Consider the following 11,492-nt stretch of genomic DNA (forward strand, 5'->3'; position numbering starts at 1 on the left):
CGCGGTGGCCGGCCCCCCCGTTACCCCGCGTCTTCTCACCCCGCGGCGGGGCGGACCGGCAGTGAGCGGATGTCGGCGCCCAGTACGGGGACTTTGATCTCGTGTCCGCGGCCGAAGCTCTTCAAGGTCGCGGGGCCCTCGTTCTTGGCCGTCCGGTAGGTGTAGCAGACCTCGGTCTGCCTGCACTGCTCGCAGAAGGAGTTGGCGACGAACGGGGAGAGCGGGACGGGCCCCGCGGGGCCGTGTACGTAGAACATGTCGTTCTCGACGGGGCGTTCCCAGGTGAAGATCCGTCGCTCGAAGTCCGGATGATCACCGGTCGCGTCGCGCGCGATGACATGGAAATCGTGCGACCTGTGCTGGTAGGTGCACGAAACAGTCAGGAGCCAGGGCGTCGCCACGAGAAACCTGGCCCGGCCGAGGGCGCGGTCGAAGGCGATCCGGCACTCCCGCACGCGCAGCGCGGACTCGGGCTCGCTCTTCGGCTTGTCACCGTGGGCGGCGCGATTGCGCTCGCCGCGCAGCGAGTTGAGGTCGTCGACGATGCCGGGGCTTCCGGGACTCCCGGCCAGAGCGGGCAGGAAACCGGGCAGCGGGCCGGGGGAGTTGGCGGGCAGCGGACCGAGCCTGCCGAGCCATGTCGTCCAGGTGCCGAACATGGCGCCCCGTTCGACGAACCCCTTACGGAGTTCGGCCAGCCGTGCCCCGGCGTACCGGCGCCGGTCCTCGTCCGCGGCGTCATCCTCGTACGCCGCCCGGAGGAGCGCCGCGGCCGTGACGCTGATGGTGATGGCCAGCGTCTCGGCGGCGTCGAGCAGTGCGTCGTACTGCTCCTTGGCGGTGGGGGCCAGTTGGAGGGTGCGTACGGCGCGGGCTACCGGATGGGGGAGGGTGCCACGTGCTCGGGTCAGTACATCGCAGGAGTGGACCGACTCGTGGCCGCCGCCGAACGATCCGCCCGGGGCCGGGGGAGCAGGCGACGGGGAGTACGTGGCCGGAGCGGGAGACGGCATCGGGGCCGGGGTCGCAGCCGCGGACGGGGCCGGAGACGGGGCCGGGGCGGGGGGCCCGGCCGGAGTCGCCTCCCCGGCCCCCGTCACCGGGACCGACCGGACGGCGAAGGCCCCGGCTCCGGCGAGGGCACTCGCGGCGGGCCGCGTCTGGCGTCTGCGCCACAGCCACCGTCTGACCAACAGCCGGACCCAGGTGGGTAACAGCCCGAAAACGGTGACCATGATGACGACGGCGAGCAGCGTGTCCAGCCAGACGGGTAGCTGGCTCGGTTCGGTGCTGGCCGGAATGCTCGCCGCCGCGAGGGCTCCCCATCCGAAGGTCATCCAGAACGCCCAGTCCCGGTACAGCGGCCCGTCGTAGAGCCGCAGTACGGTGTTGAGGCGCTTCGGGGCCGGCAGTGGCGGAGCTGCGGGGAAGGGTCGGGGGTCGCTGCTGTTCATGTGGACATGTTGCCGCTTGCGCGCCGGACAAGACCCCTTTCGTCAACACATTGAGTCCGATGGGCTGATGGTGACGAGTCCGTTCGAACAGAGCGGAGTCCTCCGTCGGGGACATCGCTGGCGGAGAAGACCCGGCCGGGCCGCCGACCGCGTGCGCTCCAGGGCCCAACTGCCCGCGGTCCGCCCGCAGCCCGGCCCCGCCGCGACCATCCCCTCCTCGCGGCGGGGCTCCGCGCCGAGCGGCGGACGGGTCAGCGCAGCGTCTTCAGCATCTCCGCGCCGAACGGCGTGATCTCCGACGTGCTCCCGCGCAGCGTCTTCCTCGGCCACTCGGGATCGGCGATCAGCGCGCGGCCGACGGCGACCATGTCGAACTCGTCGTGCTCCATCCGGTCCAGCAGCTCGTCGATGCCGGTGACCGCCGAGTCGTTCCCCCTGAAGGCGCCGGAGAACTCACCGTCCAGACCGACCGAACCGACCGTGACCGCGGGCCGCCCACTGATCTTCCTCACCCATCCGGCGAGGTTCAGGTCGGAGTCGTCGAACTCCGGCAGCCAGTAGCGGCGGGTGGACGCGTGGAAGACGTCGACACCGGCCTCGGTCAACGGCGTGAGCAGGGCGTCCAGTTCGCCCGGCGTCCGCGCGAGCTTCGCGTCGTAGGTGTTCATCTTCCACTGGGACATACGGAAGAAGAGGGGGAAGGCGTCGGAGACGGCGGCGCGGCAGGCCGCCACGATCTCGGCCGCGAAACGTGTCCGCGCGACGATGTCCCCGCCGTAGGCGTCGGTACGGCGGTTGCTGCCGGCCCACAGGAACTGGTCGATCAAGTAGCCGTGCGCGCCGTGGAGTTCGACGCCGTCGAAGCCGATGCGTTCGGCGGCGGCCGCCGCGTCGGCGAACGCGCCGACGACATCGTCGAGGTCCTTCCGCGTCATGGCGCGCCCCTTGGGCTCACCCGCCAGGGACACACCCGACGGCCCGATTGGCTCGGCGTCCACCACCGGCGGGGCGCCCTCGGCACGGGTGACACCCACGTGCCACAACTGCGGGATGATCGCGCCGCCCGCCCGGTGCACGGAGTCCGCGACATCCGCCCACCCCGCGAGCGCGTCCTGACCGTGGAACCGCGGCACCCGGTCGCTGGTGCCCGCCGAGTCGTGGTCGATGTAGGTGCCCTCGGTGATGATCAGCCCCACGCCGCCGACGGCGCGCCGCGTGTAGTAGTCCGCGACGTCCCGGCCCGGTACGCCGCCCGGCGAGAAGCCGCGGGTCATGGGCGCCATCGCGATCCGGTTGCGCGAGGTGAGCCCGCGGACGGTGAAGGGGCGCGCGAGGGTGGCCGCGTTGCGGGGTTTGGTCACGTCTGTCACGTCAGATCCTGTTCATTGTCGTTCAGGTGCTTTCGGGTGCGGTCGGGTGCCCTGGGCGCCAACTTGCGGAGGCTGCCTCGACATTCCGGTTCGGCCCGATGTGGTGAAGCTCTCCGGGGGCTCAGCCCGTCAGGCCGTAGAAGCGCACCGGTGAGTTCGGCGTGAAGCCGATACGGGGGTACACCGGCGACCCGGCGGCCGTCGCGTGCAGGGTGGCGCGGCTCAGCCCGGTGGCCCGGCCGCCCTCGCACAGCGCCTTGCGGGTGACCGCCTCGCCGTAGCCTCTGCGCTCCCACGCCGGGTCGGTGGCGACGAGTGCGACGAAGAGGCGGCCCTCCGCTTCCACGCTCCCGGCGCATGTCACGGGAACGCCGTCGCGCATACCGAGATAGGCGTACACGCGCTCCTTCCACAGCGTGGAGCCGATCAGCCCGTCGCGGCCGTCCTCCAGGGGGAACCCGTAGGCGCGCGAGTTGAGGTCCGCGTAGGCGCGCAGATGCTCCCGCGTGCTCACGCGCACGAACGTCAGGTCGGGGTGGACCGGCTCGGGGAGGGGGAGCAGGTTCCCGGCCATGCCGACGCCGGGGAAGGCGTACGCGAGCCCCACCCGCCCGGCCGCCGCCGCGAGCCCCGCGAGTGCCTCCTCGCCGAGGAGGTCCTCGAAGACCCACAGAAAGCCGGGCCGCTCCTTCGCCCGCATGATCTCCGCCGCCTGCCCGAGCCGCTGCCCGACCACCTCGGCGTCCGCGCCGACATCGGTCAGCGTGACGCAGTTCCAGAACGGGAACCGGCAGTCGGCCCATCGGACGGCGAGCCCCGGAAGGTCCCGTACATCCGCGTCGGGGTCCCGGTCGAGCACCATGGCGCGCCAGACGACGGCGAGTTGCTCCACCGATTCGATCGAGTCCACGAGATCCGCCACCGGAACCCCTCACATGGGCGAGTGCGCAAAACAGCTGTCACGGTGGACAACGAGCCCCGCCGGGATCGGTGGTGCGCTCGGCCTCGGCTTCGGGGAGGGGCAAACGGCTCTCAGTCCTTTCCGTTGGCGGCTCGCACCGGCCTTCACATGGGCTTCTTGTGTAAGTGACAGTAACTGAAGTACCTTGACTGGCATGCAAGATGATGCGTGGGCACCCACGCCCGTGCTGCTGACGGTCGATCTTGTGATCCTGACGCTGCGTGAAGGGCGATTGTGCGTTCTGCTCGTTGAGCGGGGCGAAGATCCTTTTCAGGGAATGTCGGCTCTGCCCGGCGGATTCCTCAATCACGCCGGTGAGGAGATCTTGGATGCCGCCCACCGTGAGTTGAGTGAGGAAACCGCTCTGGTGGCCGGGTCTGTGCATCTCGAACAGCTGGCCATCTACGGGGAGGCGGGACGTGATCCCCGGGGGCGGATCGTTTCCGTCGCCCACTTGGCGATCGCGCCGGGACTCCCCGAACCGGTCGCGGGAACGGATGCCACGGATGCCGCGTGGGTTCCCGCGGAAGACGCCCTGTCCGGCGACGTAGAACTGGCATTCGACCACCACCGGATCCTGGCGGACGGAATCGAACGCGCGCGTACCAAGCTCGAATACTCGCCACTGGCGACGGCGTTCTGTGGAGAACTCTTCACCATCGCCGAGTTGCAGCAGGTATATGAGGCGGTGTGGGGCACCGAAATCGACACCCGTAACTTCTACCGGAAAGTCCAGGCCGTAAAGGGATTCATCATCCCGGCCGGCTCGGGACGCCGGACCACGGGAGGGCGGCCCGCGCGGCTCTACCGGGCCGGGCCGAAAACGGTGCTGTTCCCCCCACTCATCCGGCCTGTGCCGCCCATCAAGGACGAGGAAACGACAGAGGAAGGACAATAGATGTCGAAAGACCTGGTGGTGATTCTCACCGCCCTCAATCTCGAATACCAGGCCGTGCGCCGGAAGCTGACCGGTGCGCAGGTGCACCGTCATGACCGTGGAACGCGGTTCGAGGTGGGAACGGTGCAGGGCACTCGGTGTCGTGTCGCACTCGGTCTCACGAACAAAGGAAATCATTCCGCCGCGGTGATCGCTGAGCGTGCGATACAGGAGTTCTCGCCGGTGGCCGTCCTGTTCGTCGGCGTCGCCGGTGCCCTGTGGGAAACCGCCAGGCTGGGCGACGTGGTGATGGCGACACATGTGTACGCGTACCACGGCGGGACCAGCGAGGACGACGGTCTCAAGGCCCGTCCCAGGGTGTGGGAGGCGCCGCACGGTATCAGCCAGCTCGGCTCGCATCTGGCTCGCGTGAACGACTGGGCCGACGAAACGCCGGGTCAGGGGAGCGCACCACAGGTGCGCTTCGGCGCGATCGCCGCCGGCGAGGTCGTACAGAACTCGAAGATCTCGGCCGAGGCGCGGTGGATCCGGCAGCACTACAACGACGCGCTCGCGATCGAGATGGAAGCCGCCGGTGTGGCGCAGGCCGGTCATCTCAACGGGGCGCCGGTGGCGATCATCCGGGGAATCAGCGACCGGGCGGACGGCACGAAGAGCAGCTCGGAGGACCGTAACTGGCAACCACGGGCCGCTGCGAACGCGGCGGCATTCGCCGCACGGCTCGCCGTGGAACTGGTGGGAGAACAGGAGCAGATCGCCATGCCGCAGGCAGACTGGGCGCCAATGGCCGACAGGCCCGGCGGGCAGGTCAGCAACGCCGCCCATAACAGCACCGTCGGCATCATGGCCGGATCGGTCAAGAAGAGCAGCGTCTACCTGAACACGGACGCGAAGGAGACCGGTCCGGTGGACCTGGTCGCGGAACTGGGCGATTTTCGCCAGCATCTGAAGCGCCATCACGCCGAGGGAGACGCCCTCGACGACGACACCTACGAGGAGGCGCTGGCCGAGCTAGGCTCCGCCCGCCGCGCGGCAAGGGAGAAAACCCCTGAGTCGTCCAAGAAGGCGACCATGGCACTGAAAAGGTTACGCGGTCTGATCGCAGACAGTCCCGAGCTGACGACCAGGCTGGCACCACTGGTCGTCGCGGCTGGCGACTTGTCATGAACGACGGCACCGGCGGCACGCACAACACGGCCGCGTACGACTCCAACGTCGGAATCCAGGCCGAGACCGTACACAACTCCAATGTCTACTTCGTCCATCCGGACGCATCGCCCCGCGAAAAGTACAGGGTCGGTGTGCGGTACCTGGAGGACGGCGTTCCCAGCCGTGCTCGCGACATGATCAGTGACGCGATCGCCCACGGATACGACAATGCCGAGGTCCGTTTCCACTGGGCGCTCGCCATGCTCAGCGGACGCGCCTACCGCGACCTCAGCACCGAAGAACTCCAGCGGCTGCGCCACGCCTACGGGCTGGTACGGAACTACGCAGAGGGAGAGTGGAAGGACGCTCTGCGCGTCGTGTTCGAACTGCTGGCGGTGCTCAGCACCGCGGACAGCGAGACAGGACGCGTACTGGAGCGGTTGCGAGCCCTGCCGCCCCGGCGGCGTGACGTGATCCTCCACCACCTCGACCTCGTACTCACAGGAGGACTGAAGGACAGTCTGTGGGCCGAGAACCGCGAGCAGGCCGAGATAGCCCACCTCGGCAACGACCGGGTCCAACGGGTCTGGGCCTATTTCGAACCCGATCCCATCGGGCCACGGGCCCTGGCACCCCTTCCGAGCACTGCCGCCGACGCCCGGGCAGCCCTTCCGGGCCGGGCGGGGCTGTTCACCCTCGCCACCGCGTTCCTCGGGGTCCTGGCGCTGGCCGCCAACCCGGTGGCAGCGGTGTTCGAGTTGGCGATCGCGCTCGGTGCGGGCTTGACCGTCGCTCACTACGGCCGCCGACGGTGGTACCAGGAACGACAGCTGAAGGCCGCCGAGGACCGTGAGTCCCAGATGAGGCAGACGGGCGACTCCGCTTCCGACGGAGACGGGTTCACCAACCGCGTCCGTCATTCATTCGATCACTACTTCAGCGTCCGCGTGCCGCACGGATTCGCACCGCAAGAATGGCTCAGTCATACGGACCATGTCCGCGGTGAGCTCGTCACCGAGATCGCGCTTCTCTACCGTGAGAGCCGAATCGGCGTCGCCCGGGTCAATTGGCTGATCCGCCATCTCGCCGAGGACACGCGAGACCGCCACAACAACGGAACCCTGCTGGACCCTCGTCACCAGAGCCAGATGCCCGCGGCGGCGAGGACGCTGTACGCGATCGGCCGTCTCGCTTTCGTCCTCTCGGCCATGGGCCTGGTGGGCACGGCGGCCGCCGACGCTGGCGCGCCGCTGGCGCTGCTGACCGTACTGGCCTTGGCCGGCGCGGTCTGGTCCGGACGCACGGCCGCGTCCTCGTGGCTGGAAGCGTGGAGCGAGGACCAGCGACTGGCCACGGAGAATCAGGAATATCAGGAGCGGCTGATCGCGCGGCAAGTCGCGTACCGGAACTGGAAGTCGTTCCTGGACGCTGCACGTCCCAGTGAGCTGGAAATGGAGACCTGGCTCACCTGCGACAAGACGCTGTTCGTCCACGAAGCGCTCCGTCACTACCAGCTCACCTGGCGCGACCTGATCACCCACACCATCCTGATGACACCCGCGCGCCCTTACAAGCGAGGGCGTGTGAAGGGCGGTCCCTGGCGGTATTCGCGCTACAACTTCCGTCTCTTCCTGATCACACAGGACGGCGTTCGCGAAATAAGCACGGAATTCGATTTCACCGATGGGAAACGAGGCAACGGGCAGCGAAGTAACTATCGCTTCGACGCCTTGTCCTCCGTGCAGGTCACGGAGCGCACCCAGGCCGGCTACGACCTGGAACTCGTCCTCACCAACGGGCCGGCCAGGAACATTCGTGTCAAAGACGCCGACAGTCATCAACTCGCGCCGGACGAGAACGCCCAGGAGATCGACGAGATCAACCTCAATGCGGCTGGATTCATCCACACCTTCCGGCTCCTGGAAGGAATCGCGGCGGATGGGAAGGGGTGGATCGAACGGAACAACCCCGCCAACCTGCCGACTTTCCGTGCCGACGACTGAGTCCTCCGGGCCTTCGGGGCGGGGCAGAAGCCCGGAGCGACGGAACCCTGCCCCGTCCCCTCACAACCCAGCCGAGACCCGAGCTTAGGAATGGCCGTGGCCGCCACAGAAGACGTCACCGAGAGCAGACTGCTGCTGGCCGAGTACGACCGCATCAAGGAGGAGCAGAGAAGCCGAATAGGATTCCGTGACAACCTGCTCTACTTCACGCTCGCCGCTTCCACCGTGATCCTGGCGCTCACCGTGCAGAGCGGCAGAACACAACTGCTGCTCACTGTCCCGGTGATCTGCCTGGTCCTCGGCTGGACCTACCTCGTCAACGACGAGAAGGTCTCCGCGGTCGGCTACTACATACGCGACCGGCTGGGACCGCGACTGGCCGAGCTCAGCGGCGCCTGCGGCGCGGTGTTCGGCTGGGAGATCTACCACCGGGACGATGCGAGACGCACCACGCGAAAGCGACTCCAGACCGCTGTGGATCTGTTCACGTATCTGGCCATGCCGATGACCTGTGTGACCGCGTTCTGGTGCTCTCCCGCCGTGCGGACCCCACTCCTGATCGTCTCCCTCGCGCAGACAGCTGCCCTGGCCGTACTGGGCTGGCAGTTCCTGCGCTACGCGGAGCGGTAGTGCCGCTCCGCACCCGGCGAAGCTGGCGCGACCACGTATGCCGAAGGGCCACACCGTTCGCGGTGTGGCCCTTCGGCATCGTGCGCGCCTCGGCTCGGGCGGCGGAAACGGGTCCCGGACTCCGTCCGGTGAACTTGCCCCCGCCGTCGGAACTTTCAGCTCACGGCCACACCAGGCAGTACGGCTGATGCCCCGCCTCGTGGAGGCGGTGGCTGAAGTCCTGCCATTCGTGGAGGAGTTGGTAGACGTTGAACGCGTCCCGCGGGCCGCCGCGGTCCGGGACCGTCGACCAGATGAAGGCCGCCGCTCCCACCGATTCCTCGCCGATGCCGCGCAGCGGGTCCACCACCGTCATCGGGAGTTTGACCACCGCGTAGTCCGGGTGCAGCACGACCAGTTCGAGGGGCGGGACCTTGTTCAGGGGCATGCCCTGGATTCCCGTGAGGACCATCGCCGCTATCGTCTCGGGCTTGATCTTCGTGAACATCCCGCCCATGCCGAGTTCGTCGCCGCCCAGTTCCTCCGGGCGCATCGAAATGGGGACGCGGGCCGCCGTCGCGCCGTCCGGGGCGCCGAAGTATTTGTACGTCACCCCCACCCGGCCGCTCCCGCCTCCCGGAGGCCGGCTCCCGCTTCCGCCGACAGGAGGCTGCGCGCGGGCCTCTCGCTCGCGGCGCCGGTGTTTTCCCCGTCGGGCAGGGTCGGGCCCGAGGTCATCGGTACCCTCGCCCAGTCCGCCACCGCGATGCATATCTCCACCCGACCACTCGCAGCCCCGGCCGCGCAACCCGATCATCGTGACAGTGACCTCCCCCACGAACGCCCGGTGAAACACCTGTCCGCAGATACTTCGAAGGCTCTGACACCATGGATTGCGTGAGCTTCCCCTATGACGCCCCAGTTTCGCAGACGTGGGGGCCCTGACGCTCTTATGTAATACGAGGAGATCGCGCGACCCGCTCATCGGTGGCCGAGATCCTTCGTCCCGGCCACCCGACCCCGAATCGCAGATCAGGACCAAAGTGCCGTACTCATACGAAGCCCCCGTTTCACAGGCGCTCTTCGACCGCGCGTCGGTCGTGACGCCCGGCGGAGTGAACTCTCCCGTCCGTGCCTTCCGGGCCGTGGGCGGTACGCCCCGGTTCATGGTGTCCGGTGACGGTCCGTACCTCACCGACGCCGACGGGCGCGACTACGTCGACCTCGTCTGCTCCTGGGGGCCGATGATCCTCGGACACTCGCGGCCCGAGGTCATCGAGGCCGTACAGGCCGCCGTCGCCCGGGGTACGTCCTTCGGTACGCCCGGTGAGGGCGAGGTCGCGCTCGCCGAGGAGATCGTCGCCCGGGTCGCGCCCGTCGAGCAGGTGCGGCTCGTGTCGTCCGGCACCGAGGCCACCATGTCCGCGATCCGGCTCGCCCGCGGGTTCACCGGGCGCGCGAAGATCGTGAAGTTCGCGGGCTGTTACCACGGGCACGTGGACGCGCTGCTCGCCGCCGCCGGCTCCGGCGTCGCGACGTTCGGTCTCCCCGACACGCCCGGGGTGACCGGCGCGCAGGCCGGGGACACCGTCGTACTGCCGTACAACGATCTGGACGCCGTACGGGCGGCCTTCGTCGCGCACCCCGGTGAGATCGCCTGTGTGATCACCGAGGCGTCGCCCGGGAACATGGGCGTCGTGCCGCCGCGCGACGGGTTCAACGCCGGGCTGAAGGAGCTGTGCGCCGCGAACGGCGCCCTGTACATCTCCGACGAGGTGATGACCGGCTTCCGTACGTCGAAGGCCGGCTGGTACGGCATCGACGGCGTGGCGCCCGACCTGATGACCTTCGGAAAGGTCATGGGCGGCGGATTCCCCGCGGCGGCCTTCGGCGGCCGCGCCGATGTCATGGCGCACCTCGCGCCCGCCGGCCCCGTCTACCAGGCGGGCACGCTCTCCGGGAATCCCGTCGCCACCGCGGCCGGGCTCGCGCAGCTGCGGCTTCTCGACGACGCGGCGTACGCGAGGGTCGACGCCGTGTCGGCGGAGATCCGCGGGCTGGTCGCCGACGCCCTCAGTAAGGAGGGTGTCGCGCACCGGGTGCAGACGGCGGGCAACATGTTCTCCGTCTTCTTCACCGCCGACGAGGTACGGGACTACGAGGACGCCAAGCGGCAGGAAGCTTTCCGCTTCACCGGCTTCTTCCACTCGATGCTCGCCGACGGCGTGTATCTGCCGCCGTCCGCCTTCGAGTCCTGGTTCGTCTCCACCGCCCACGACGACCGCGCGGTCGAGCGCGTCGCCGCCGCCCTGCCGGCCGCCGCCCGCGCGGCGGCGGAAGCGACCGGGACCGGAGTGGACGCATGAGCGCCGAGACCACCGCCGTCCACGTCGTACGGCACGGGGAGGTCCACAACCCCGACGGGGTCCTCTACGGGCGCCGCGGCGGCTACCACCTCTCCGAGCTCGGCCGGCGGATGGCCGACCGCGTCGCCGAGCACCTCGCGAGCCGCGACATCACCCATGTCGTCGCCTCCCCGCTGGAGCGCGCGCAGGAGACCGCGATGCCCGTGGCCAAGTCCCACGGACTGACCCTGCACACCGACGACCGCCTCATCGAGGCCGCGAACGTCTTCGAGGGCAAGACCTTCGGTGTCGGCGACGGCGCCCTGCGCAGCCCCGGCAACTGGCGCTACCTCACCAACCCGTTCCGGCCCTCCTGGGGCGAGTCGTACGTCGACCAGGTCGCCCGTATGAAGGCCGCCCTGGCCGACGCGCGCGACGCGGCCCGCGGGCACGAGGCCGTGTGCGTCAGCCACCAACTGCCGATCTGGATCGTGCGCAGCCATTTCGAGCGCCGGAGGCTCTGGCACGACCCGCGCCGCAGGCAGTGCACACTCGCGTCCCTGACGACATTCACCTACGAGGGGGAGAAGCTGATCTCCGTCGCCTATACGGAGCCGGCGCGCGATCTCGTACCCCCGCATCTGCTCGCCGGGGCCAAACCGGTAAAGGGCGCGTCAAAAGCCTTCGGAGCGTAGTCGGCCAA

General features: G+C 68.9%; 10 protein-coding genes. 6 read left to right on the forward strand and 4 right to left on the reverse strand.

The window, feature by feature from the left end; genetic code table 11:
• Positions 1-35: 35 nt before the first annotated feature.
• From SSPS47_RS19950 to SSPS47_RS19960, 3 genes are all read right to left on the reverse strand, one after another.
• Positions 36-1,454 carry a hypothetical protein gene (locus SSPS47_RS19950; protein ID WP_164252243.1) on the reverse strand — a complete coding sequence of 473 codons (1,419 nt, stop codon included), beginning with the start codon at positions 1,452-1,454 and terminating at the stop codon, positions 36-38.
• 251 nt (positions 1,455-1,705) lie between these two features.
• A complete protein-coding gene (locus tag SSPS47_RS19955; protein WP_164252244.1) occupies positions 1,706-2,824 on the reverse strand; it encodes an NADH:flavin oxidoreductase in 1,119 nt (372 codons plus the stop codon).
• A gap of 121 nt (positions 2,825-2,945) precedes the next feature.
• A complete protein-coding gene (locus SSPS47_RS19960; RefSeq protein WP_164252245.1) occupies positions 2,946-3,746 on the reverse strand; it encodes a GNAT family N-acetyltransferase in 801 nt (266 codons plus the stop codon).
• 193 nt (positions 3,747-3,939) lie between these two features.
• On the opposite strand from SSPS47_RS19960, the gene SSPS47_RS19965 reads away from it, so the two are divergent.
• The 4 genes from SSPS47_RS19965 to SSPS47_RS19980 all read left to right on the forward strand — a co-directional run bounded on the left by SSPS47_RS19965 (position 3,940) and on the right by SSPS47_RS19980 (position 8,465).
• Positions 3,940-4,683 (forward strand): NUDIX domain-containing protein, encoded by a 744-nt coding sequence (locus tag SSPS47_RS19965; protein WP_164252246.1) that lies wholly within the window; start codon positions 3,940-3,942, stop codon positions 4,681-4,683.
• Entirely contained in the window at positions 4,684-5,850 is a 1,167-nt protein-coding gene (locus tag SSPS47_RS19970; protein ID WP_164252247.1) for a 5'-methylthioadenosine/S-adenosylhomocysteine nucleosidase, read from the forward strand.
• A complete protein-coding gene (locus SSPS47_RS19975) occupies positions 5,847-7,835 on the forward strand; it encodes a hypothetical protein (protein ID WP_203557886.1) in 1,989 nt (662 codons plus the stop codon). The genes SSPS47_RS19970 and SSPS47_RS19975 overlap by 4 nt, the downstream gene beginning before the upstream one ends.
• Positions 7,836-7,925: 90 nt before the next feature.
• Positions 7,926-8,465, forward strand: a complete 540-nt coding sequence (locus SSPS47_RS19980) for a hypothetical protein (RefSeq protein ID WP_164252248.1) — start codon at positions 7,926-7,928, stop codon at positions 8,463-8,465.
• Positions 8,466-8,625: 160 nt separating this feature from the next.
• On the opposite strand, the gene SSPS47_RS19985 is transcribed toward SSPS47_RS19980, so the two are convergent.
• Positions 8,626-9,216, reverse strand: a complete 591-nt coding sequence (locus SSPS47_RS19985; RefSeq protein ID WP_164254749.1) for a hypothetical protein — start codon at positions 9,214-9,216, stop codon at positions 8,626-8,628.
• A gap of 271 nt (positions 9,217-9,487) precedes the next feature.
• On the opposite strand from SSPS47_RS19985, the gene hemL reads away from it, so the two are divergent.
• Complete coding sequence (hemL, locus tag SSPS47_RS19990) at positions 9,488-10,810, forward strand: glutamate-1-semialdehyde 2,1-aminomutase (RefSeq protein WP_164252249.1); 1,323 nt, start codon at positions 9,488-9,490, stop codon at positions 10,808-10,810.
• Positions 10,807-11,484: a histidine phosphatase family protein gene (locus SSPS47_RS19995; protein ID WP_164252250.1), complete on the forward strand. Its 678-nt coding sequence runs from the start codon at positions 10,807-10,809 to the stop codon at positions 11,482-11,484. The genes hemL and SSPS47_RS19995 overlap by 4 nt, the downstream gene beginning before the upstream one ends.
• Positions 11,485-11,492 lie beyond the last annotated feature (8 nt).

The organism is Streptomyces sp. S4.7 (assembly GCF_010384365.1).
In the GTDB taxonomy this organism is placed as follows: domain Bacteria; phylum Actinomycetota; class Actinomycetes; order Streptomycetales; family Streptomycetaceae; genus Streptomyces.

Bases quoted from the DNA above. Each gene is read 5' to 3' on its own strand.
- SSPS47_RS19985 (WP_164254749.1), bottom strand. From the start codon at position 9,216: ATGCATCGCGGTGGCGGACTGGGCGAGGGTACCGATGACCTCGGGCCC.
- SSPS47_RS19975 (WP_203557886.1), top strand. From the start codon at position 5,847: ATGAACGACGGCACCGGCGGCACGCACAACACGGCCGCGTACGACTCC.
- SSPS47_RS19950 (WP_164252243.1), bottom strand. From the start codon at position 1,454: ATGAACAGCAGCGACCCCCGACCCTTCCCCGCAGCTCCGCCACTGCCG.
- SSPS47_RS19995 (WP_164252250.1), top strand. From the start codon at position 10,807: ATGAGCGCCGAGACCACCGCCGTCCACGTCGTACGGCACGGGGAGGTC.
- SSPS47_RS19970 (WP_164252247.1), top strand. From the start codon at position 4,684: ATGTCGAAAGACCTGGTGGTGATTCTCACCGCCCTCAATCTCGAATAC.
- SSPS47_RS19980 (WP_164252248.1), top strand. From the start codon at position 7,926: ATGGCCGTGGCCGCCACAGAAGACGTCACCGAGAGCAGACTGCTGCTG.
- SSPS47_RS19965 (WP_164252246.1), top strand. From the start codon at position 3,940: ATGCAAGATGATGCGTGGGCACCCACGCCCGTGCTGCTGACGGTCGAT.